The following is a 24,015-nucleotide window of genomic DNA, read 5'->3' on the forward strand; positions in this document are numbered from 1 at the left end:
TTGCCTATAGGGCGTGCAGCTTACCCAGGGCATCGAAACACCTCTGATGGCTGAAGGTATCGATGGCGCTATCGTTGCTGCACGCCCTATAGGCAATGGCACTTCCGCCGTGGCCCAAACTGCCCCATTGGTATCCGATGAGCGACTAACGCTGCCGGAAATTACTCTGCCCATAGACCTCCATCTTGAAGCCCTAACGGTGACTGATTTCAACTTGGAAGGCGCAGTTGACTACCATGTTGAGCGCCTACTATTAGAAGCTGAAACACAAAATAACCAGATAACGATCAATACCCTTGATGTTTTAACTCCCGACGCTCACGCATCGCTTACAGCTTCGGTCTCTTTAGAAGGGGATTATCCATTGGGGGCACGCTTAACAGCAGAGCTTTTCTTACCAGAGCTGTTCCCAGAGCTTGAGGGAGAAAAAATCGTGCTTGAGCTATCTGGGGATCTTGCTGAGCTTTATGCCGACTTAGCGGTAAGCGGAAAAGTGAATGTAAACCTAGGTGGCCAAGTAGACGTGCTGTCACCGACGGTACCTTTTGAGGCTCGCCTGCGCAGTGAAAATTTACAATGGCCGCTCACTGAAACCGAAGGGGAAGAGCAAGAGGTTTACTCAATCGACGCATTGGATCTTGCGATTACGGGTAGTTTAGAGGCTTATCAACTTTCACTGGCTTTTACCGCCGAAGGGCCTCAGGTGCCTTCCACAAAGGTAAGTATTTCTGGGGACGGAAACCTTACTTCCTTCCGCTGGGAGCCATTAACGCTGCGCATCGATGAGAGCTTACTACGTAGCGAAGGACAAATTAACTGGGCAACACCGCTCCAGATTGATTCACGGATCCGCTTAGAACAGTTTGATCCTTCTCATTTTGTTGATCAGCTGAATGGCAATTTGACGGGGGATATAGCCCTCAACGTTCGCCAGATAGACGACTTATGGGAAGTGAATATTCCTGAGCTGGCCATCGAAGGGGAGCTACAGGAGTACCCGCTGACATTGCAGGCAGCCTTAGAGGCGAATAGTAATCTTGAAGTTGATATTCAAGAGCTACTGTTTACTCAAGGAGAAAACCGCCTGACCGCCCAAGGTCAAGTCAGCCAAGAAGCGATGTCTTTAGACGCTGAAATCGCCCTGCGCCAGCTGCAAACCCTGCATCCAGACTTGGCAGGCACATTAACGGGGCGCGTGCAGGCAAGCGGCAGTTTTTCTCAGCCAGCGCTTATGGCGCGCCTGACTGGGGAAAGGCTACGCTTTGCCGAAAATCGGATAGAGCAGCTGTCACTTGCCGCAGACGTGACGGGGATTGACGATCCAAGCCTTGACGTCGATTTAGATTTACAACAGGTCAACGCGGGAGGGCAGTCGCTTTCTAGTGTAGCGCTGGCGTTAAGTGGTCGCCTTTCCGAGCATACGCTTACGATTAATGCGCAGGGAGAACCCAGCAGCCCACTTAGCCGAGCGCTGCTTGCCATTAATGGCCAATTTGACCAGCAAGCCCAGCAATATCAAGGGCGTTTAATACCGCTGGAAATCGATTCCGAGGCAGGTGATATTCGACTGGAAGCGCCGTTAGACGCGAGCTACAACCTAGCCAGTGGGCAGATACGGCTATCCCCTTTCTGCTTACGGCGAGAGCAAGGTGGGCTAGTGTGTTCCGAAGAAGCCATCGATGGGTCAGCTGAACAAGGACGCGCTGTACTTACTGTGCGCGAAGTGCCCATGGAAATGTTGGAGCCCTTCTTGCCCGAAGAGTGGAGTTTTGAGGGCGATACCACCGCTGATATGGTGGCCTCTTGGCGCCAAGGGGGAGCCCAATGGCAAGCTGATGTACAGCTGCTCAGTGAATTAGCAATTACTGCCGTTAATGATTATGGGCAACCTGTCCAACTGCCGGTCATCAACATAGATGCTCAGATAGACGCTAACCAAGCGAGAGCAGATGCCGATATAGCGCTGTCACTCTCAGAAGCGGGTGAGCTTTCTCTGAACCTATCGGTCAATGACCCTATGGGGCAGGGGGCGCTAAGAGGCGAGCTGCGTGCAAACAACGTCTCACTTGAGCCCTATCGCCCTATGGTGGCGGGAATGGACCGCTTAGAGGGCAACCTTAACGGGAGCGTACAAATAGGTGGCACCACCCGCCAACCAGATTTACAGGGGGAACTTGCCTTACGCAGCATTCGTGTTCATGGGCCAGATATCCCTATTGATATCCAAGATGGCGCCTTGGCAGTTACCTTTGACGGCGAACAGGGAGACATTGATGGCTTCTTAGCCGCCAAGCGCGGCCGACTCAATATCACAGGCGACGCGTACTGGCCCTCTGGTGACAATTGGCGCATTGGAGTTGATCTCAGCGCCACTCAAGAGCCATTGCTCGTGGAGCTACCTCAATTTGGGCGCCTGGAGGCGGCGCCGGATATCCGAATCAGGGTGACCCCAGAACTGTTACAAGTGCGAGGCAATGTCGATATACCCTGGGCACGTTTGAAGATAGGCGACCGAGCCCCCTCAGCGATTTCGCCAAGCGCCGATGAAGTCATCATTACCGAGCGCGATGACCGTGAAGCCGAACGCTTAGCTCAGGAGCGTGCAAGCAGTGATGGCCCCAGTGCCGCCGACGAGTTAGCTCAAACCGGCATGGCGCTAGATGTCCTAATTACGCTCACCCTTGGCCGCGACATGCTGTTTTCGGCCTATGGGCTTGAATCAGGGCTAGGCGGCACGCTGGAAATTCGCCAGGATAGCGGCGCGTTACAGTTATTTGGTGAGGTGAACTTGGTGGATGGACGTTTCCAGGCATTTGGGCAAGATCTGCTAATACGCCGTGGCCAGTTACTATTTAGTGGCCCTCCTGGCCTGCCGGTGTTGGACTTTGAGGCTGTCCGCAATCCTGATGTCACAGAAGACGAGGTTATTGCTGGCCTGCGTGTGACGGGAAATGCCGAAGAACCCAACGTATCAATTTTCTCCGAACCAGCAATGGATGAAACGCGCGCACTCTCTTATCTATTACGTGGACGTGCTCCCGACGCCTCCGGCGGCGGAATAGATAGCGCCTTAACGACGGCACTAATTGGTATGTCGCTTGGTCGTACAGGGGGAGCGGTTGGTTCTATTGGCGAAGCCTTTGGCATTGATGACTTAACGCTAGACACCACGGGTGCTGGCGACGAAAGCCAAGTGGCGGTAAGCGGGCAGCTAACCGACGATATTCGTATTAGCTATGGCGTCGGTATTTTCTCGCCTATTGCCGAGTTAACACTTCGCTATACGCTCTGGCGTAATTTATATGTGCAGGCGGTATCCGGGGCTAATCAAGCGGTGGACTTAATCTATACCTTCACCCGTTCTGGCGATCCCTACATTTACCCACGGGAATGAGAAGAGGGCATTATGGCGCTATTTTCTGACACAACATCGGCACTGCCTGGTCGCGACACGGCGATCGAAACCAGCCAAGTGCACACGATAAACGGCCACTCCCTTCATCCTCCTTTTCCGGAAGGTTATGAAGAAATCGTTCTCGGCATGGGGTGTTTTTGGGGGGTAGAGCGTTTATTTTGGCAGCAACCAGGGGTTTATGTGACGGCGGTGGGTTACGCGGGTGGCACGACCCCTAACCCCACGTATCAAGAAACCTGCACGGGCCGAACAGGGCATACTGAAGTTGTCCGGGTCATCTACGACCCAAAACAAGCGGCACTCGAAACCCTGCTGCAAATTTTCTGGGAGCAGCACGACCCCACTCAAGGTAACCGCCAGGGTAACGATGTGGGTAGCCAATACCGTTCGGCAATTTTCACCACCACCGATACGCAACTCAAGGCGGCTCAAGACAGCGCTGCTGCTTATCAGCAGGCACTTAATCGTTCCGGCAAAGGAGCAATTACCACTGAAATAAAGCCACTGGATACGTTTTATTACGCGGAGGCTTATCATCAGCAGTATTTGGATAAGAATCCAGGCGGTTATTGTGGTTTAAAAGGCACGGGTGTTACTTGCCCCATTGGATAAGTAGGAGCCAATCAATAATGCAATGTTTAGCCCGTTACGCGCTTCTCAGCGGCATAGCCACGGTGAGTATAATGTACTCTGCCGTGGCGCTCTCAGCCGACGAAGAAACTGCAACGCATTTGCCGCACACCGTGGAGGACTCTCCGTTTGCTAGCGAACGTGAAGCCGTTGCGTGGCGGCAGGATGAGCTCAAAGATTTAGAGCGCCTACTGCGCCAGCTCCGGTTCGATCTGGTTAATAATCAGGATGCACGCGGTGCAGCTCCTCGATTAGCTGAGCTGCAGGAGCGTGCAACCCAAGACTATTTTCTGCCTGCCTTTATCAAGGGAACCCATGGGCGCGGCTCTGATGCGCGCCCGGCTATATGGGAGGAGTGGGACGAATTTGCTGCCGGTTTTCAAGATCTAGAGCAAAAGGTGGCCGTGTTAGTAGAAGCCGCCGAGCAGGAAGATTATCGTGCAGCAACGCGAGCTTTTTCAGATGTGAGCCTGAGCTGTCGTAGCTGCCACCGCGCTTACCGTCACAATTAGCCGATGGTTTCATTTCTTAGTCAACCGGCTACTGAGTTTTTCAAAGACTGGTTTTCAAAGACGAGCCTTCAAAGGCTGGGTAAGCACGATTTAGAGGACCGTTAGAGGTCAGTCGCCAGATTGAAGGCGGTCAATACGATACAGCGTTTCTACCTGGTCAAGGCCGCTAATGGTGCATTTTAAATCTTTAACCCGACCATCACTCAACCCGTAGACCCAGCCATGCACTGAGATACGTTGTCCGCGCTGCCATGCAAGTTGGAGTATCTTAGTGCGGCATAGGCTATTAACCTGAGCCTTAACGTTCAATTCACACATGCGGTCGATCTGTTCCGCCATAGGCAGGTGTTTGAGCGCGTCACGGTGGTGGTTATACTGCTCTCTTACAGAGTGAAGCCAGTAATCAACCACACCGCATTCGCCACCTGTCACGGCCGCCTTAATACCACCACAACCATAGTGGCCCACAATCATAATATGGCTGACCTTCAGTACATCAACCGCATACTGCACCACGGAAAGCGCGTTCATATCGGTATGGTGGAGCAGGTTAGCTACATTCCGGTGGACAAACACTTCACCCGGTGGCAGTGAAATAATCTGGTTAGCGGGAACGCGGCTATCAGAACACCCTATCCATAAATAGTCAGGGTTCTGTTGATTGGAGAGGCGCTTGAAATACTCGGGATCCTCTTCGCACATGCGTTCCGCCCAGGCGCGATTGTTTTCGAGAAGTGTCGCAATAGGGTCAGACATTAAATCTCCATAGAATGACATCATCAGGTGGTAGGGCGCTGGACGTGTAATGACAGCGTTGTTTTACAAGAGTAGGAGGTTTTAACCTCCTGAGAATACAAGGTCAATCGCCAGTTTGCCTTTAGCGCGATTAACTAAGCGCCGTAGATAGGAGTCAACTATGTCAGCTGAGTATGAATATGATCTGTTTGTGATTGGAGCGGGGTCTGGTGGCGTCCGAGCTGCCCGTATGGCAGCTTCAACGGGCGCACGCGTCGGCATAGCAGAAGACCGCTATTTGGGCGGCACCTGTGTCAATGTGGGGTGTGTGCCTAAAAAGCTCTACGCCTATGCGTCACATTTTCAAGATAACTTTAGTGATGCTGAGGGCTTTGGGTGGCAAATGGCGGGGCCAGCCACTTTCAATTGGGCCACGTTGCGTGATAACAAAACCAGTGAAATAAGCCGCCTAAACGGCATTTATCAGCGGATGCTTGAAGGCGCTGGGGTAACCTTGTTCAACGCTCGCGCGAGGCTGGTCGATCCACACACCGTTTCGTTAGTTTCCCAAGGAAGCGAGACCCAGGTCACTGCCAAGCAGATTTTATTAGCGACTGGCGGCTGGCCATGGGTGCCTGATTTCCCGGGGTGTGAACACGCCATTAATTCTAATCAAGTGTTTGATTTGCAAAACTTTCCGAATCGCTTTTTAGTGCTGGGCGGCGGCTATATTGCAGTCGAGTTTGCCAGTATTTTTAATGGGTTAGGCAGTGAAACTCACTTAATTTATCGCGGTGAGCTTTTCTTAAAAGGATTCGACCAGGAAGTCCGTGAATTTACCTGCGAAGAGATGGCCAAAAAAGGGGTCAACCTACATTTTAATACCAACATTGAGAGAATTGAGCCCAATGGCACAGCGCTAAATGTGCACCTCACTACAGGAGAGGTGCTGGAAGTAGACGCTGTACTCGCAGCCACAGGGCGTAGGGCTAATACTGAAGGCTTAGGGCTAGAGACTGTGGGGATAACGCTAGATGCTAGTGGAAAAATACCCATCAATGAACGTTATGAAACCCAAGTCCGCTCTGTATTAGCACTGGGCGATTTAACCAATGGGCCTGAATTAACCCCTGTCGCCCTAGCCGAAGCCATGCAACTGGTGGATACGCACTTTAATAAGACCGAGCCCAAACCACTAGATTACGCCACTATTCCTACGGCGGTATTTTGCCATCCGAACATTGGTACCGTGGGGCTTTCAGAGGAAGCTGCGCGGGAAAAACATACCAAAATCCGCGTTTATCGCACTGACTTTAGGTCGATGAAGCACACGCTCTCTGGTAATACGGAGCGTGTGTTGATGAAGCTGATTGTCGATGATGAAACAGATGTCGTCGTAGGTGCACACATGGTGGGGGAAGACGCCGGGGAGCTAATTCAGGGTATAGCAATAGCGGTAAGAGCAGGGCTAACCAAGCGCGATTTTGATTGCACAGTGGGTATTCACCCAACAGGGGCTGAAGAATTTGTCACCATGAGAGAGCCTTCGCGCTATTAAGGTGATTTTTTCTAACCTATTTGGCGAGCTTAGGCTCGCCTTTTTCATCTGGCGCTGCCGAAACGTTGCTCTAAACTTCAACTAGGCATTGCATCAAAAGGCTCAGCTAAAGCGGTTTATGCATTGTCTATAACTAAAAATTATGGAAAATAGACCCGAGGATAATATGGCTTTTGAATTGCTCATAATCAGCTGTTATAATGAACGTCAAATTCGCTACAGCGAAGCATAACCATGAGTACGCCTATAAAGCCTTTTACACCCTCTGCCGACTTAGCACGGCCTACTGTTGCTGATGCGGTAGTCGGTCATGCAGAGACGCCACTGTTTATCCGTAAGCCCAACGCGGATGATGGATGGGGCGTCTTCGAGCTGATTAAAGCTTGCCCACCGCTGGATGTGAACTCAGCCTACGCCTACTTATTATTGGCAACCCAATTTCGTGATACTTGCGCAGTCGCCACTAATGAAGAGGGCGAGATTGTTGGCTTTGTTTCGGGCTATGTAAAAGACAATGCGCCGGATACCTATTTCCTATGGCAGGTAGCTGTAGGTGAAAAGGCACGGGGTACTGGGTTAGCACGCCGCTTGGTGGAAGCCATTATGTCCCGCCCTGAATTGGCAAATGTCCACCATCTGGAAACAACGATTACTCCCGACAACCAAGCCTCTTGGGGCTTGTTTCGTCGTCTTGCCGCACGCTGGCATGCCCCCCTCAATAGTCGTGAATACTTCTCTACCGAGCAACTGGGTGGGGAGCACGACCCGGAAAACCTAGTTCGTATAGGCCCGTTCCAAACCGAAGCGCTCTAACACATTGTTTTTCCTACCATATTGATCTGACTTGTTATAAGTTGGCTCGGCTCAACTATTCAAAAAAAGGAGGTCGCTAAATGCAGACCCAAACGCTTGAACGTTTAGAATCCAATGTACGTACTTATTCGCGCTCGTTTCCCGTGGTGTTTACCAAAGCACAAAATGCGCGTTTAACTGATGAGAATGGTCGCGAGTATATCGATTTTTTAGCGGGCGCCGGCACGCTGAACTACGGTCACAACAACCCCCATTTGAAACAGGCAATGATCGATTACCTCGCAACCGACGGGGTAGTGCACGGCCTGGATATGTGGACAGCTGCGAAGCGTGACTACTTAGAAACCCTTGAAGAGCTAATCCTTAAGCCTCGCGGGCTGGAATATAAAGTCCACTTGCCTGGTCCAACGGGTACTAACGCAGTAGAAGCGGCCATCCGTCTGGCCCGTGTTGCTAAAGGTCGCCATAACATTGTGACCTTTACCAACGGCTTCCACGGCGTCACCATGGGCGCACTGGCCACTACCGGGAATCGTAAATTCCGTGAAGCGACGGGGGGCATACCCACCCAAGGCGCAAGCTTCTTGCCATTCGATGGTTACATGGGCGAGCATGCGGATACTCTTGATTATTTTGAGAAACTACTCAACGATAAATCAGGCGGCTTAGATATCCCCGCAGGCGTCATCGTTGAAACCGTGCAAGGCGAGGGCGGTATCAACGTTGCGAGCCTAGAGTGGCTGAAACGCCTAGAAAGCATTTGCCATGCTCATGACATTTTGCTGATTGTGGACGATATTCAGGCGGGATGTGGACGTACAGGCAAATTCTTTAGCTTTGAGCACGCAGGCATTACGCCCGATATAGTCACTAATTCAAAGTCACTCTCCGGCTTTGGCATGCCGTTTGCTCATGTACTGATGCGCCCAGAATTGGATAAATGGAAGCCAGGCCAATATAACGGCACTTTCCGCGGTTTTAATCTTGCGATGGTGACAGCCACCGCAGCGATGAAAAAATATTGGTCAAATGATATGTTTGAGCGTGACGTTCAGCGCAAAGCGCGTATTGTTGAAGAGCGTTTTCAAAAACTGGCAGCGCTACTCAGTGAAAACGGCATGCCTGCTACCGAACGTGGCCGTGGCCTTATGCGCGGTATCGACGTTGTATCTGGCGACATTGCCGATAAGATTACCAGCAAAGCGTTTGAGCATGGCCTGATTATTGAGACGAGTGGCCAAGATGGTGAAGTAGTGAAATGCCTCTGCCCACTGACGATCACCGATAACGACCTGCTTGAAGCGCTGGATATCCTAGAAGCATCGGTGAAGGCTGTTATCAGCAAGTGAGTTAGCGTTTCGTGACTATGCTACGCACGAGTTTCTCGGCGTATGATACCGATTAAAGAGTAGGCGGCTGGCCAGCGCTAGACGCCTAGTAAAGGAGCATATCTATGATCGTTCGCAACATTGAAGAAGCACGCCAAACTGACCGCTTAGTGACCGCTGAAAACGGCAACTGGGACAGCACACGCTTGGTCTTGGCTAACGACGGTGGCAACTTCTCGTTTCACATTACCCGTATCTTCGAAGGCACTGAGACACACATTCACTACAAGCATCACTACGAGTCTGTGTACTGCATTGAAGGCGAAGGTGAGGTGGAGACCCTGGCCGATGGCAAAATTTGGCCTATTAAGCCAGGCGACATCTACATTCTGGACCAGCACGATGAACACTTGTTGCGTGCCCACAAAACCATGCATTTAGCCTGCGTATTTACGCCGCCTATCACTGGTAATGAAGTGCACCGGGACGATGGTTCTTACGCGCCTGCAGATGAGTAGTTAGCAGGCGCTTAGCGTACAATTACGAAAAAAGCAGCCTAGCTATTGAGCGGGCTGCTTTTTGTTGCTGGACGAGAGGTGTAGCGCTAACCATTAGACTCTTGGGTGGCCAAGTGCTCATTGGCATTGGGTTCAATATCGACCTTTTCAAAAACCAGGGTGATTTCTCCCAAGGTGAGGCCAAATTTGCGCATTGCGGTACGATTAATCACTCGGTTATCTGGCTGTAAATACATCCAATCATCCATCGTAAAGCGTATGCTGCGGCCGCCAACGTCGATAACCAAGGGGTAGCGCATATTAAAGGCATGACCATACTGACGAGCTTCTACCTCGCCATCGACATCGTTGGCAGTCCCTAGCCAGTGGTGTGGGCCAGTGCGCTCAAATACCCAAATGCGCCGATCGGTTTCACCATCGTCAAATAAAAAAGTCTCATCAAGGGTTAGGGTGTCATCTTCAAACGTCCCAGTGATATCGACAGTAAAACGACGCTGAACTTCACCTGAGTAGTCCTGTACCATACCCCAAGCGCGGGTGGTGCCCGTAAAGTATTCGGCGATATCGAAATGCGGTGTGGTACCCGCGTAGTCCTCAACATCCACGCTTGCACAGCCTGCAAGGAGAAAAAGAGAAGCCAAGAGAGGCAGCCATGCTCTACGTTTCATAAGTCTTTCCTGTATATAGTGGATGGCATGTACAATCATTGTAAGAGAATTTTTTCTACAAAAGTAGCCGTGTGTGGTAATAATCGATAACCACTCGAGTTCGCATAATATATATTATGTTAAATCGCATGAACATTAGATGTGAAAACCACTGCTATGTTGGACAACTGGTCTCCCTTCTCCTTATCATTCGTGCTCTTATTATCCAAGGATATCACTCGTTATGCGCCCAGGTGTTTTGTGGTTGTTGGCTGGTTTGTCGCTTACGTTTGCAGGCTGTGCCACCATCCAGCCTGATACTAATGAACCACCACCGCTGAGCGAAGCCTCATTCAATACCCGCATGCTTGAGCTAGAAAATGCTCTTTCACAGCAGTGTGATGCAACATCCTCGCTGCAAGAGCGTCAGCTTAATCAGCAGCAGGTGCTTACAGCCGATGTACGAGAGGTAGGAAGCCTGCTCCGCTTTTTGCGAGACGATATCGCGAACTTAGAGGCTCGAGGTGAAGAGCCCATCATTATCCGTGAAGAGTGCGAAGCTGCGGCTATTGAGGATACCAAGACCATGCTGGGCCGTAATGAGTGGGTAGGGTTACCCAGTATTGGCACTTATTTGAAAGCTAGGGTCGATTCCGGCGCTCATACGTCGTCGCTTTCCGCCTCTAATATCACTCGCTTTGAGCGAGACGGTGAAAACTGGGTGCGCTTTAAGCTTGCGCTAAACGAAGAAGATGTCGTTGTCGAACGTATTCGTGATGAGTGGATTGAAGCGCCTATCATACGTAGGGTGCGTATTGTTCAGGCTTCCGGCGAAGAGTCTCGTCCCGTTATTTCATTGTTAATGACGCTTGGCCCTCTCCGTGAAAACGTTGAATTTACTCTCAATGACCGCACGCATTTAGACTACCCAGTGCTACTGGGGCGTCGTTTTATGATGGATATTGCCACCATTGATGTTGCTCAAACCTATATTCACGAGCGACCTGAGTTTCCTGGCGGTGAGCCAGCCGAGCAAGCTGCTGATGATGAAGCGGCTGATCAAGACGATACCGAAGAGTAACCGCTCTCCCTTGCCGCTTTTCGCTGAAAGGAATCTCCATGTCACGGCTGCCATTTTATTTGATCGTAGGTTTTTTGCTAGTTGCGGGTATTGCTACCAGTATTCATCGGCACATCCAGTTTGAGATCCCCTGGTTTCCTGGTGAACAGCGCCAAGTATGGGAAATTGAAGCGGTTATTAATTTCAATGCGCAAAATGGGCCGGTTCAAGTCGACTTGGCTCTACCTACCCATCAGGCAGGTTTCCGCGTACTTACCGAAAACACCGCCTCCTCTGGTTATGGTTTAGCTTACCTGGCTGACGAGCTTGGCCGTCAGGCGCAATGGACGATTCGCGAGGCCGCCGGTAGCCAGCAGCTGTACTATTCGGTACAAATGCTGGTATCTCCCGATGCTCGCTCTCCCGTACAAACGCCTCCTGGCCTCTCTTCTCCGCCTCCGTGGGAGAGCCCATACGACACGGCGGCTAACCAGCTCATCGAGCGCGCTTGGGGACGCAGTGCCAACAACGCGACCTTTGCTAGGGAGCTGATACTCGACATTAATGGTACCCGGCAAGGCGAAAACGCTCGTTTGCTGCTTACCCAAGAACAGCCTTCTACCTTAGTGGTTCGCTTACTCAATCAAGCGGGTGTTCAAGCACGTGAAGTGAGTGGCTTACTACTTGAAGATGGGCGCAGACGTCAGCTATTAAGCAGCTGGATCCAAGTATTTGATGCATCCACCGAGCGCTGGGCGATATTTAACCCAACCACCGGTGAGCAAGGCAGGCCCGAAAACCTACTGCTATGGGAAACAGGCGGGCGTGCGGTGTTAGAAGTTCAAGGTGGCACCAACTCTCGGGTTAGTTTTTCGATGCTAACCCACCATCAGCCGGCATCGGCTGCGGTGCGCAACCACTATTCTGACGACACCCTACTGAACTTCTCTATTCACAGCTTGCCGCTGGAAGAGCAAGCGCTGTTCCAGACGATTATGCTCATACCGATAGGCGCACTGATGGTGGTCTTTCTGCGGGTACTGGTGGGTGTTAAAACATCGGGCACTTTTATGCCGGTACTTATTGCATTGGCCTTTATTCAAACCACTCTGCTGACCGGCTTAATCGGCTTTCTGTTAATCGTGGCTGTTGGCTTGATCATCCGCAACTACCTCTCTTACCTCAATTTGCTCCTTGTGGCGCGTGTGTCGGCGGTGATCATCACGGTCATCGCCATCATTTCTATCTTTACCGTATTGGCTTATCGCATGGGGTTAAGCGCTGGATTAACGGTTACTTTCTTCCCTATGATTATTTTGGCGTGGACCATCGAACGAATGTCCATTCTGTGGGAAGAAGAAGGCCCTAAACAGGTGTTGATCCAAGGTGGCGGCAGCCTGCTTACTGCTGTATTGGCTTACCTTGCCATGAATAACCCCTGGGTGCGTCACATCACGTTTAATTTCCTAGGCGTCCAGCTAATACTCATGGCTTTGATTCTACTGTTGGGTAATTACACTGGCTACCGGTTGTTTGAGCTACGGCGTTTCAAGCCAATTACAGATGACGAGAAACCCTCATGAGTTGGCTTAAAAACTGGACATGGCCAACTCGGTTGCGAGACAAAGGGATTATCGGCATGAATCGGCGTAACATTCGTTACATCGGTCGCTACAACTCCCGTCGTCTGTACCCGCTGGTGGACGATAAACTTAAAACTAAGCTGCTTGCTCGCCAGTACGGTATTACCACGCCAGAACTCATTGGCACAGTTACCACCCAGTTCGGCGTCAAGCACATTGGCGAAATGCTAACAGGACATAGTGGCTTTGTAATCAAACCTGCCAAAGGGAGTGGCGGGAAAGGCATTCTGGTAATCGAGAAAGTCGAAGACGGGGCTTTTATCAAACCCAGTGGGGTGGGTCAGTCGATTGAGGATATTGAACGCCACGTTTCCAATATTCTTTCCGGGCTTTACTCTTTGGGTGGATCGCCTGATGTGGCGGTCATTGAAACGCTAATCAACTTTGATGAAAGTCTGTTGGCTTACACCTATGAGGGTGTGCCTGATATTCGAGTCATCATTTTTAAAGGCTATCCGGTCATGGCGATGATGCGGCTCTCGACTGCGGCATCCGACGGTAAAGCTAATTTGCACCAAGGGGCGGTAGGCGTAGGGTTAAACATCGCCACCGGCTCAGCTATTCGGGGCGTTCAGTTTGACCGTCCTTGTTTCAGCCACCCTGATACAGGTCACGATTTGGCAAGTCTGGTGGTGCCGCAGTGGGATACGCTGCTCCATTTGGCGGCGGGTTGTTATGAAATGACCGGGCTTGGCTATCTAGGAACCGACATGGTGCTTGATCGCGCACATGGCCCCATGCTGCTGGAGCTCAATGCCCGCCCAGGCTTAGCCATCCAAATGACGAATGGTGAAGGATTACGCCGACGCCTTGACCTAATTGAGCGTCAGCCAGATGGGGTCTCAGTTGAAGAGCGAGTAGCGTTTGCTCAACATCACTTTGCCCGACAAAGCGAGCTGATTGAAAGCCCTGACAGCACTCCGGCTAGCGCGTAGACTACGCTAACGATGTTCAATGAGTTACCTATGACTGAAGCCAATTCGTTACTGTTGCAAGCAGAAACTCAGTGCCACACCCGAGGCGTACGATTTACGCCGATTCGCCGCCGTGTGCTTGAGCTAATTGCTGAGAATGGAGGCGGTTTAAAAGCCTATGACCTGCTGGACAAGCTCTCCACTGAACATGCTGCCGCACGGCCGCCCACGGTTTATCGTGCCCTTGAATTTTTGATCGACCAGGGGTTGGTCCACCGCATTGAGTCGCAAAATGCCTACGTTGCTTGCGCCTGCCCTGAGCATGCTCACGGTTTCCAGCTGCTTATTTGTCGACAGTGTGGCTACGTGGAAGAACTTCACTTAGATGCTATCAGCGATGAGCTGGCGACCTTGGCAAAACGCCAAGGCTTTAACGTTGAGCGCCAAACCATTGAGCTTCAAGGCCTTTGCCAACATTGCCGACAAGCGAGTGCCTAATTATGTCCCGTTTTAATCACTTAGAACCCAGCAGCCTGTTTAAAGCGCTGGAAGCTGCCACTCCCACAGATACGTTACCAGCTACGCAGACGTTGCTGGACGCGGCGCGCTTTAATAAAGATGGACTACTGCCCGCCATTGCCCAGCAACACGATACCGGCGAAGTACTGATGATGGCGTGGATGAACCGAGAAGCCCTGGAAGAGACATTGACGACCCAGCAAGTGTGTTACTACTCTCGCTCTCGTCAAAAACTGTGGCGTAAAGGAGAATCCTCTGGGCAGCAGCAGCGGCTGAAAAGTGCCGCGCTAGATTGCGATGGGGACACTCTACTTCTCCAGGTTGAACAAACAGGTCCCGCTTGCCACACCGGCCGCCGTAGCTGTTTTTACATAAGCATGGACAGGGAGCAGGCAACCATTAATAGCGAGCCATTGATCGACCCTGCCACTCTTTACGGCAAAAAGTGATGCGACGGTTCTTTACTGCGCTGAGCCAAGGCTTGGTGAAGTTAATGGGAGGGGCCATGGTAGGCTTAGTAAAAGTCTACCAATACACCATTAGCCCCCTACTTGGCCCGCGCTGCCGTTTTTGGCCAAGCTGTTCTTCTTACACCATTGAAGCCATTCAAGTGCATGGCCCCTTTAAGGGAGGCTGGATGGCGGCTAAACGTATCGTGAAGTGCCACCCGGGCAACCCTGGCGGCATGGACCCTGTGCCTGGCGGAAGAAGCGAACAGCTTTGCCAAGAAGATGACAGTTCAACACCCCCTACCCACCCCAAATGCAACCACCGGCACTAAAAGCAATAGCCAACAATATTAGTCAACAGCACTTAACGTGCCCTATCAGCCTTGTTTCGCTACCTGGTAAATGCGCTCCAGCATGGCGTGCAGACCGTTACTGCGCGTAGGGGATAAGTGTTTATCCAGGCCAAGGTCTTTCATAAAATGGGGTTCAGTATGGTTAATTTCCTCTGCGCTTCGTTCGCTATAAATCCTCAGCAGCACCGCAATTAAGCCCGATACAATCGCAGCATCAGACGTGGCTTTAAAGATTAGTTTGCCGCCCTCCTCCTCGTGGCGCATCCAAACATTGGATTGGCACCCCTGAATCTTAAACTCGTCTGTTTTGCACGCTTCTGGAAAATCAGGAAGTTGTTTTCCCATATCGATAATGTATTGATAGCGATCCATCCAGTTATCAAACATTTCAAACTCTTCGACCAGCTCTTGCTGGGCTAACTCGGCGCCGGAAGTACTCATGGCGTTTCCCTTTGGGTTAAGTGTCACAGAATGCGATCTATTATACCGGGTCATTACGCTCTTTTGGGATCGTTTCCCCCTAAACGGTGCCGCTGCTGTTCTTGATGCCACTCTGCTTCTTCGCTGTGGAGGTAACGCGTGGTGGTTTCTATTCGAGCGTGACGAGCGCTTTCTGCTAAATAGCGAAGGCTAATACCGGATTGAGCTTGGTGGGTGATCGATGTATGGCGTAGCCAATGGGGAGTTGCTTGGCGAAGAGTGCTGATATAGGCAGGTTTACCACCCTGCTCTTCTAACGCATCGGCTGCATCGAAAAATGTTTTGCGTATCAGTCGGTAGAGCTGGTTATCACTAATACCACGCCGCTTATCTAGTGCACGAATTAGCGACGTTGCTTCATAGTGCTCGGGTAGACCATCCATACCTAGTGCTTCTCGCCACTCGCGCAAACAATCGAGCATGTCACTAGGCAGTGGGATACGCGCTACCTTATTGCCTTTACCTACGACTACCCACCACCAGCGCCCTTCACTCTGCTGAAAATCGCCCATTTGCGCACCCGACATTTCGCTAATACGTGGTGCCAGCAGATAAGCAAAACCAAATATAAAGCGACGGCGGGCATGCTCATATCGTGCGCGCTCACTTTGCTGCTCTTTAGGGGCATTGATCCACCCCCATAACCACTCCCATAACTCGCGCTCTAAATAGCGCTCAATTCGCTGGATTTGGTTGTTGAGTCGGCGTGACTTATCGCGCATCAATACAAACGGATTATGCGTCACCCACCCCGCCTCAACTAGCCAGCTAAACATCCCCTGCAAAATGACTAGGCTTTGACGGCGGCTCGCTGGAGAAAGCCCACCTCGAAAGGGTCGCCATTGCGGGTGATATCGTGGCTTGGCTGGCCCTACCCATTGGGCAGTAGGCTGCGGATTTTCAAGAAACCGTTCAAATTGGCGCAGCGTTTCGCGATTGATATCTTGCAGCTGTTGATGGTGACTTCCTAGCCAGAGCAGCAGGCGTTCTGCCTCACGTCGGTAACACTTCCATGTTTGAGGACTGTCTTGATACTCCGCAAGCCAGGCAGCTACCGCTTCGGCATCATTTTTCGCATCGATACGCCCTAGCTGGCTGATCAAAGGTAATCGACTGTTTTGCAAGCCTTTTTCTTCAGGCAGCAATGTGCTGGCCACACGATGGGGCATGTTTACGTCCTTATCAGCCTTTATAGCGAGCAGATGGATATTCAATGGGCTAAGTGTGGGCTTACGTGCACATAAATTCAAGATAATACGGGTAATCTTGAATTTATACTGATTATAATAAATATTATTACGTTTTATGTATTACGTAATAATTGAAGTTTTAACCAATTCCGGCGAAAATAACGTTTTACTTTTAATAGAGATAAACACCATGGCGCGCAGTGGCATTCAGTACAGTGACGTTCAGCAAGCGATTGATACGCTGCTTGCCCGTGGCGATGCGCCTAGCGTTCAACGTATTCGCGAGGTGCTGGGTACCGGCAGTTTTACGACAATTAGCGAGCATTTTCGGCGATGGCGTATTGAGCGAGAGCAAAATCGCGACGTGCCGCCTCCCAAAGGCGTGCCAGAAGTAGTAGTGAGTGTGGCAAGCGAGCTATGGCTAGAGGCGCAAAATGTCGCCAATCAAGCCCTTGCTCACTACCGAGAAGAGGCTAACCGTCAGGTAGAAACTGCTCAAAAGCAGGCAGCAGAAGCAGCACAACATGCCGCCAACGCCGAGCAGCGGGAAAACGCCCTAGCTGAACATCTTCGCCACACCGAACAGCGGCTAGAAGCCGTAAACCGTGAATTTGCTGCGAGCCAAGCAAAAGAGAACCAGTGGCAGCTGCAGGCAGAAAAAGCAGACCGACAAACGGAGGGGTATCGTCAACAGCTTGCCGAAGCAGAGCAAAACCTTGCCGTACTTAAGACGCATTTTGCCGATGAGCAACAAAAACAGCAGGCCACTTGGCAAGAACGGCTAGCACGGGAAGAACAGCGCAACGAGGCCGCGGAAGGGAAATTAATGGCGCTACTGGATACATTACGACAGGAACGCGCCCAAGAAGAAAAGGCGCTACAAAAGCGCTTACAGCACTGGGAGCAGCGGGCTAACACCCTAGACAAAGAACTGCAGATCAAAAAAGCTGAATTGCAACAGCAACAGTTAGAGAGCAGCACTCAGCAGCAGCGTATTGCTGAACTGGAGTGTGACAATGCAGCACGTGAAGAGCAGTGCGCCAAACTGCAGGGCGAAATAGATAAAGCCCTCTTGGCATTAACACGGCAGCAGCAGCAAACTGCTCAAGACGATGAGTGGCAGCAGCAGCTTTGGCAGCGGATGGAAGACCTGCAGGCACAACTAACTGCCCTACCCGAAACGCTGGCTCCTAAGGCTCAAGAGAGTCATGAGTCAAACAAGTAGGGCAATAAAAAACCCCAGCAGATATCTGCTGGGGTCTTGAGCTACGATCTCGATTAGCGATAATAGGCATTAGAGGTATCGGTGTGATCGGTCACATCACGAATACCCGCAAGCTCAGGGATGCGCTCCATTAAAGTCTTTTCAACGCCGTCTTTAAGCGTTAAATCCACCGCTGCGCAGCCCTGGCAACCCCCACCAAAAGCAAGAATGGCAACTCTGTCTTCCGTCAGCTCCACAAGTTTAATTTCACCACCGTGGGCTGCTAGTCCAGGGTTAATTTCACTGTAAAGCGTGTAGTTAATGCGATCTTCCAAGGGGCTATCGGCATTCACTTTAGGCATTTTTGCGTTGGGCGCTTTAATCGTTAACTGGCCACCCATACGGTCTGCATTGAAATCGACCACCGCTTCTTCCAGGAAGACCAAGCTATTTTTATCGAGAAAAACATTAATTTTCTCAAGCTCTATCTTCATGTCGGTGGGCTCTTCTTCACCTGGACGGCAGTACGCTAAACACGTTTCAGCATAGGGCGTGCCCGGCTGAGTAATAAAAATACGTACTGCAATTCCCTCAACGTTCTGCTTTTCAAGCAGTTCTGCGAGGTAATCTTGTGCGCTTTCGGTAATATCAATACCGGGAGCTTCGATAGTCGTGGTCATGAGGGGTGTTGTCCTCCCGTGGTAGTGGCGCGGCCACTTCACATGTCGTTTGTACCTATGGTAAGCAAAACTGGCCTCTGACACAATCTTGAGTGTTTTAGTCGGCTATTACCACGTCTATGAACGCGCCTAATAAAGATGCTGCAATAACTTCACGCCCGCACTTGCTGCCCTATGGTTTGCCCTTTGCTATGATAAGCGCCGCTCACACTATGACGACGACTATAAAAATATCCTTTTCGACTGAGACGCTGGAGTTTCCCCCCTGCCATGGCTGCTAGTGATTTGACTGCCTCCCTCACCCAACGCCTTACCCAACGCATCCTGATTCTTGATGGCGGTATGGGCACCATGCTGCAGAATGCTGAACTCAGCGAGGAGGATTTTCGCGGTGACCGGTTCAGTGACTGGCCGTCTGACCTAAAAGGTAACAATGATTTATTAGCGCTTACCTGTCCCGATGTCGTTGCGCGTATTCATCGCGACTATTTGGAAGCGGGCGCTGATATTCTTGAAACTAATACGTTTAACAGCACCCGTTTGTCTCAGGCCGATTATGGCATGGAAGAGCTGGTACCAGAACTCAACCGTGAGTCGGCACGTTTGGCTCGGGAAGTATGCGATGCAGTAGCCGCCGAAACTGACATCCCGCGCTACGTCGCGGGCGTGCTTGGCCCAACATCGCGCACTGCCTCCCTCTCGCCGGATGTTAACGACCCCGCTAAACGTAATGTCACTTTTGATGAGCTGCGTGAAAACTATTACGAAGCGGCCAGCTGTTTAATTGAGGGTGGCGCCGATCTCATCATGATCGAAACCATCTTCGATACGCTCAACGCCAAAGCGGCCATCTATGCGCTTGAGGAACTCTTCGATGATTTAGGCCGTCGCCTGCCGGTGATGATTTCTGGCACGATTACCGACGCTTCTGGCCGCACGCTTTCTGGCCAAACGACCGAAGCGTTCTGGAATTCTGTTCGCCATGCCCAGCCGCTTTCCGTAGGGTTGAACTGCGCCCTGGGCGCCGAAGAGCTGCGTCCTTACATTGAAGAGCTTTCTACTAAAGCCAATACCTTTGTTTCTGCCCACCCCAACGCTGGCCTGCCTAATGAGTTTGGTGAATATGACCAAACGCCGGAAGAGATGGCCGCGATAGTCAGCGAGTTCGCTGCAAGCGGGCTGGTTAACATCATCGGTGGTTGCTGTGGGTCAACGCCTGAACATATCCGTGCTATTGCTGACGCCGTGCGCCCCATGACGCCCCGCCAAGTGCCCAAGCGTGACCACGCTTGCCGCCTATCGGGGCTAGAGCCTTTTAACATCCAAGCGGATTCGCTGTTTGTAAACGTGGGTGAGCGGACCAACGTCACTGGCTCCGCACGCTTTAAACGCTTGATCGTTGAAGAGGATTTCACTACCGCCCTAGAGGTAGCGCTTGAGCAGGTGGAGAACGGCGCACAGATCATCGACATCAACATGGATGAAGGCATGCTGGAGTCCCAGGAAGCCATGGTGCGCTTTCTGAACTTAATTGCCGGTGAGCCTGATATTGCTCGTGTGCCGATTATGATCGACTCCTCTAAATGGGACATCATCGAAGCGGGCCTAAAGTGCGTTCAAGGTAAGGCGGTTGTAAACTCGATCTCGCTGAAAGAGGGCGAAGCCGCGTTCCGCGAACAAGCCACTAAATGCCGCCGCTTCGGTGCAGCGATTGTCGTCATGGCGTTTGACGAAGAGGGCCAAGCGGATACCTTTGCCCGCAAAACTGAGATCTGTGAGCGCGCCTACCGCCTGCTAGTTGATGACATTGGCTTCCCCGCAGAAGACATCATTTTCGATCCCAATATTTTCGCCATTGCCACCGGCATTGACGAGCACAATAACTACGCAGTCGATTTTATTGAGGCGACACAGTGGATACGTGACAACCTGCCCCATGCGATGATTTCCGGTGGTGTGTCTAACGTCTCGTTCTCTTTCCGGGGCAATAACCCGGTACGTGAAGCCATCCACTCGGTATTTCTATACCACGCTATTCGCGCTGGCCTTAGCATGGGGATTGTCAACGCAGGGCAGCTTGCGGTCTATGATGACTTGCCCGCTGAGCTTCGCGATGCTGTAGAAGATGTGGTACTCAACCGTCGAAGCGACGGCACCGAGCGATTACTTGAGCTTGCCGATAAGTACAAGGGCGACGGCAGCAGCGCTGCTAAAAAGGAGGACCTGGAGTGGCGCAGCGGGCCAGTCAACAAGCGCATTGAACATGCACTGGTAAAAGGTGTTACCGCGTTTATTGAAGAAGATACCGAGCAAGCCCGTGCCGAAGCGGCCCGCCCCATCGAGGTCATTGAAGGCCCGTTAATGGATGGCATGAACGTGGTGGGCGACCTCTTTGGCGCGGGCAAAATGTTCTTGCCCCAGGTGGTTAAGTCAGCGCGGGTTATGAAGCAGGCCGTTGCCTACTTGATTCCTTATATCGAAGCCGAGAAAAGTGAAGAGACCCAGGCCAAGGGTAAAATTGTTATGGCCACGGTCAAAGGCGATGTTCATGACATCGGCAAAAATATCGTTGGTGTGGTGTTGCAGTGTAATAACTATGAAGTTATCGATCTTGGTGTGATGGTACCCACTGAAAAAATCCTGCAAGCCGCTATTGATCACAATGCCGACATCATTGGCCTTTCCGGCTTAATCACGCCCTCGCTTGATGAAATGGTGCACGTTGCCAAAGAAATGCAGCGCCGCGGGATGAGCCTGCCGCTATTAATTGGCGGGGCGACCACCTCCAAAGCGCATACGGCGGTTAAAATTGAGCCACAATATGAGCATCCAGTGATCTACGTCACCGATGCCTCCCGCGCAGTGGGCGTTGCTGGCAAGCTGCTAGCACCTAATTTAAAGCCCGCCTACGTGGCAGAGATCCGTGAAGAGTATGAAAAAGTGCGCGAGCGTAACGCCAAGCGTCGCCCGAAAGCGGCGGACTTGGACTACACCCAAGCGCGTAAGCGACGCTTTCGCACCGATTGGAACACCCTCACGCCGGCTAAACCTAATACCCTTGGTTTAATCACCTTTGATGACTACGATCTAGAAGAACTGGTAGAGCGGATCGATTGGACACCGTTCTTTATGAGCTGGCAGCTCGCCGGGAAGTACCCCAAAATTCTCGAAGACGACATTGTGGGCGAAGCGGCGCGTAACCTCTTTGCCGACGCAAAGGTTATGTTGCGTAAACTCATCGACGAAAAGCGCGTTCAAGCCCGAGGGGTTATCGGCTTGTGGCCAGCAAATAGCGTAGATGATGATGTCATCGAAGTGTACGCCGATGAAAGTCGCACCGAGGTGGTGGAACACTTGCATCATATTCGTCAACAAACTACCAAAGGCCGCGACGGCATTTGTTATAGCCTTGCAGACTTTATCGCACCCAAAGAGAGCGGCAAAGCCGACTGGATTGGTGGCTTCGCCGTCACAACTGGCCACGGTGTGGATGAGCTTTCCAAAGCCTACGAAGCGGCGGGTGACGACTATAACGCCATTTTAGTCCAGGCACTGACCGACCGGCTGGCTGAAGCCTTTGCTGAACGCATGCACGAGCGGGTGCGTAAAGAGTTTTGGGGCTACGTGCCGGAAGAATCGCTAGATAACGATGCGCTGATTGCCGAGAAGTATCAGGGTATCCGCCCTGCTCCAGGCTACCCGGCCTGCCCGGATCATACCGAAAAAGCCACGCTCTTCCGCCTGCTTAATGCGCCGGAAAACACTGGGCTTACGCTCACGGAAAACTTCGCTATGTGGCCTGCCGCCGCGGTTTCCGGCTGGTATTTCGCCCATCCGCAGTCAAAGTACTTCTCTACCGGAAAAATCACCCGCGACCAAGTTGAGGCTATCGCCGAACGTAAACAGATGCCGTTAGCAGAGATGGAGCGCTGGCTATCCCCTGTACTCTCTTACGACCCTAGCTAATGTCACCTGTGGTACGCCGCCAAAGTAGGGTTATGCGCTTAGCCTTACCTATTATGCTGGGCATGCTTTCCCAAAGCATGCTCAACTTGGTTGATGCTGCGCTGGTAGGGCATTTAGGCCAAGAGGCATTAGCAGGCGTCGGGATCGGCGGCTATACCATGTTTATGATGACGGCGTTGGTCTTTGGCCTCTCTTCCAGCGTACAGTCACAAACCGCACAAGACCTAGGGGCGGGTAAAAAGGCCGTATCTCGTTCGTTAGGCGCTGGGCTTCTTCTTGGTGCTTTGGTGGGAATCCCGCTGTCTTGTATAGCTTGGTGGCAAGCACCGGCACTTATCACGCTACTGTCGCCCGCGGATGATGTATCGCGCATTGCGGTGGAGTACTTCCGCTGGCGGGTTATTGGATTGACAGCCATTGCGCTAACGCTGTGCTTTCGCGGATATTGGAACGGCCTACAACATACGCACCTTTATTTACGCATTATTGTGATCGTGCACGTGTTTAATGTACTGGTCAGTGCTGGGCTCATTTATGGTATTGCTGGCTTGCCCAAGCTGGGTGCCAATGGCGCTGGCATTGGCACCACGCTTTCGTTGCTGCTCGGCCTAGTCATATGGGCCAGTGTCACGGTCAAAAAAAACCGACCCTGGGGTTATCGACTGCCTTCTTTAGGTGCCGTTCGGTCAACGCTTTATCTCGCTTTCCCCCACTCTATGCAACAACTCTGGTTCGCAGCAGGCTACGTTGTACTGTTTTGGCTATTAGGTAGGATAGGGACAGAGAGCGTCGCGGTGGGCCATGTGTTAGTGAATTTATCACTGTTGCTGATTTTGCCGGGCGTTGGGGTGGGCATAGCGGCGATGAGCCTGGTTGGGGAAGCACTGGGTCGCGATGACCAGCAGGCTGCCCACCGCTGGGGTATCGATGCGCTCAGCGTTGCCGGTATGCTGCTGACCGTTTTGGCACTCCCCATGCTGCTGTTTCCTACGACTGTGCTAGCCATTTTCTTTACTGATCATGGGTTGATACAGCTCGGCACCCTACCGCTACAAATTACCGGCTTTATGATTGTGCTAGATGCTGCCGCGCTCGTACTGGCCCAGGCATTAATGGGCGCTGGCGCCCAGCGCACAGTAATGCTGCTGACTTTAAGCATGCAGTGGTTAGTATTTCTACCGCTGGCTTGGTGGGTAGGCATTGGAATGGAGTATGGATTGCTCGGGGTATGGCTTGTGCAGCTATTTTATCGCCTACTAAATTCAGGCAGCTTCTTATGGGTATGGCAGCGTCGACGCTGGTTAGCTCAAACATGTTGACCCAAGCATTCAAATATCATTTGGCGATAAAAAGATAATTATATATTCTTTTGTAGAATATGATCTCCGCGTTAAGGTGGCG

21 protein-coding genes are annotated in these 24,015 nt (G+C 51.6%); 16 read left to right on the forward strand and 5 right to left on the reverse strand.

The features are described 5' to 3' along the window. The first annotated feature begins 46 nt into the window (after nt 1-46). From tamB to MOY_RS00015, 3 genes are all read left to right on the forward strand, one after another. A complete protein-coding gene (tamB, locus tag MOY_RS00005) occupies nt 47-3,394 on the forward strand; it encodes an autotransporter assembly complex protein TamB (RefSeq protein ID WP_082429654.1) in 3,348 nt (1,115 codons plus the stop codon). 12 nt (nt 3,395-3,406) lie between these two features. Next, nucleotides 3,407-4,027: a peptide-methionine (S)-S-oxide reductase MsrA gene (gene msrA, locus MOY_RS00010; RefSeq protein ID WP_009095108.1), complete on the forward strand. Its 621-nt coding sequence runs from the start codon at nt 3,407-3,409 to the stop codon at nt 4,025-4,027. Between the two features lie 71 nt (nt 4,028-4,098). Further along, entirely contained in the window at nt 4,099-4,557 is a 459-nt protein-coding gene (locus MOY_RS00015) for a cytochrome c (protein ID WP_235803656.1), read from the forward strand. Nucleotides 4,558-4,665: 108 nt separating this feature from the next. On the opposite strand, the gene can is transcribed toward MOY_RS00015, so the two are convergent. Beyond that, a complete protein-coding gene (gene can / locus MOY_RS00020; protein WP_009095113.1) occupies nt 4,666-5,313 on the reverse strand; it encodes a carbonate dehydratase in 648 nt (215 codons plus the stop codon). A 160-nt stretch (nt 5,314-5,473) separates the two neighbouring features. Between can and gorA the strand changes: the two genes are divergently transcribed. From gorA to MOY_RS00040, 4 genes are all read left to right on the forward strand, one after another. Beyond that, on the forward strand, nt 5,474-6,850 hold the full coding sequence (gene gorA, locus MOY_RS00025) for a glutathione-disulfide reductase (protein ID WP_009095115.1): 1,377 nt from the start codon (nt 5,474-5,476) through the stop codon (nt 6,848-6,850). A 234-nt stretch (nt 6,851-7,084) separates the two neighbouring features. Next, nucleotides 7,085-7,663, forward strand: a complete 579-nt coding sequence (gene ectA / locus MOY_RS00030; protein WP_009095117.1) for a diaminobutyrate acetyltransferase — start codon at nt 7,085-7,087, stop codon at nt 7,661-7,663. Nucleotides 7,664-7,743: 80 nt separating this feature from the next. Then, nucleotides 7,744-9,012, forward strand: a complete 1,269-nt coding sequence (gene ectB, locus MOY_RS00035) for a diaminobutyrate--2-oxoglutarate transaminase (protein ID WP_009095119.1) — start codon at nt 7,744-7,746, stop codon at nt 9,010-9,012. Between the two features lie 104 nt (nt 9,013-9,116). Then, nucleotides 9,117-9,509, forward strand: a complete 393-nt coding sequence (locus MOY_RS00040; RefSeq protein WP_009095122.1) for an ectoine synthase — start codon at nt 9,117-9,119, stop codon at nt 9,507-9,509. Between the two features lie 86 nt (nt 9,510-9,595). Here the strand turns inward: MOY_RS00040 and MOY_RS00045 are convergent, their stop codons facing one another. Further along, nucleotides 9,596-10,177, reverse strand: a complete 582-nt coding sequence (locus MOY_RS00045) for a DUF3833 domain-containing protein (RefSeq protein WP_009095124.1) — start codon at nt 10,175-10,177, stop codon at nt 9,596-9,598. 223 nt (nt 10,178-10,400) lie between these two features. Between MOY_RS00045 and MOY_RS00050 the strand changes: the two genes are divergently transcribed. Genes MOY_RS00050 through yidD form a run of 6 tightly spaced genes read left to right on the forward strand, consistent with a single transcriptional unit; the run spans nt 10,401 to nt 15,073 of the window. After that, nucleotides 10,401-11,237 (forward strand): ATP-dependent zinc protease family protein, encoded by an 837-nt coding sequence (locus tag MOY_RS00050; RefSeq protein WP_009095126.1) that lies wholly within the window; start codon nt 10,401-10,403, stop codon nt 11,235-11,237. 38 nt (nt 11,238-11,275) lie between these two features. Further along, nucleotides 11,276-12,799 carry an inactive transglutaminase family protein gene (locus tag MOY_RS00055; protein ID WP_009095128.1) on the forward strand — a complete coding sequence of 508 codons (1,524 nt, stop codon included), beginning with the start codon at nt 11,276-11,278 and terminating at the stop codon, nt 12,797-12,799. Then, entirely contained in the window at nt 12,796-13,794 is a 999-nt protein-coding gene (locus MOY_RS00060) for an alpha-L-glutamate ligase-like protein (protein WP_009095129.1), read from the forward strand. The genes MOY_RS00055 and MOY_RS00060 overlap by 4 nt, the downstream gene beginning before the upstream one ends. Nucleotides 13,795-13,824: 30 nt before the next feature. After that, a complete protein-coding gene (locus MOY_RS00065; protein ID WP_009095130.1) occupies nt 13,825-14,271 on the forward strand; it encodes a transcriptional repressor in 447 nt (148 codons plus the stop codon). Between the two features lie 2 nt (nt 14,272-14,273). Beyond that, nucleotides 14,274-14,741, forward strand: a complete 468-nt coding sequence (gene hisI, locus MOY_RS00070; RefSeq protein WP_009095131.1) for a phosphoribosyl-AMP cyclohydrolase — start codon at nt 14,274-14,276, stop codon at nt 14,739-14,741. After that, nucleotides 14,741-15,073, forward strand: a complete 333-nt coding sequence (yidD, locus tag MOY_RS00075) for a membrane protein insertion efficiency factor YidD (protein WP_009095132.1) — start codon at nt 14,741-14,743, stop codon at nt 15,071-15,073. The genes hisI and yidD overlap by 1 nt, the downstream gene beginning before the upstream one ends. 45 nt (nt 15,074-15,118) lie before the next feature. Here yidD and MOY_RS00080 read toward each other — a convergent pair whose 3' ends face one another. Next, entirely contained in the window at nt 15,119-15,535 is a 417-nt protein-coding gene (locus MOY_RS00080; protein WP_009095133.1) for a SufE family protein, read from the reverse strand. A gap of 53 nt (nt 15,536-15,588) precedes the next feature. Then, complete coding sequence (locus MOY_RS00085) at nt 15,589-16,743, reverse strand: tyrosine-type recombinase/integrase (RefSeq protein ID WP_009095134.1); 1,155 nt, start codon at nt 16,741-16,743, stop codon at nt 15,589-15,591. Between the two features lie 211 nt (nt 16,744-16,954). Between MOY_RS00085 and MOY_RS00090 the strand changes: the two genes are divergently transcribed. Beyond that, the gene (locus tag MOY_RS00090; protein ID WP_009095135.1) at nt 16,955-17,989 is read left to right on the forward strand and encodes a DNA-binding protein; all 1,035 of its coding nucleotides are present in this window, start codon (nt 16,955-16,957) and stop codon (nt 17,987-17,989) included. Nucleotides 17,990-18,042: 53 nt separating this feature from the next. Here MOY_RS00090 and nfuA read toward each other — a convergent pair whose 3' ends face one another. Beyond that, a complete protein-coding gene (gene nfuA, locus MOY_RS00095) occupies nt 18,043-18,648 on the reverse strand; it encodes a Fe-S biogenesis protein NfuA (RefSeq protein WP_009095136.1) in 606 nt (201 codons plus the stop codon). Between the two features lie 270 nt (nt 18,649-18,918). On the opposite strand from nfuA, the gene metH reads away from it, so the two are divergent. Beyond that, the gene (metH, locus tag MOY_RS00100) at nt 18,919-22,614 is read left to right on the forward strand and encodes a methionine synthase (RefSeq protein ID WP_009095138.1); all 3,696 of its coding nucleotides are present in this window, start codon (nt 18,919-18,921) and stop codon (nt 22,612-22,614) included. After that, nucleotides 22,614-23,933: an MATE family efflux transporter gene (locus MOY_RS00105; RefSeq protein ID WP_009095140.1), complete on the forward strand. Its 1,320-nt coding sequence runs from the start codon at nt 22,614-22,616 to the stop codon at nt 23,931-23,933. Before metH ends, MOY_RS00105 begins: the two co-directional genes overlap by 1 nt. Nucleotides 23,934-24,015: the final 82 nt, after the last annotated feature.

Source organism: Halomonas sp. GFAJ-1 (assembly GCF_000236625.2).
GTDB lineage: Bacteria > Pseudomonadota > Gammaproteobacteria > Pseudomonadales > Halomonadaceae > Vreelandella.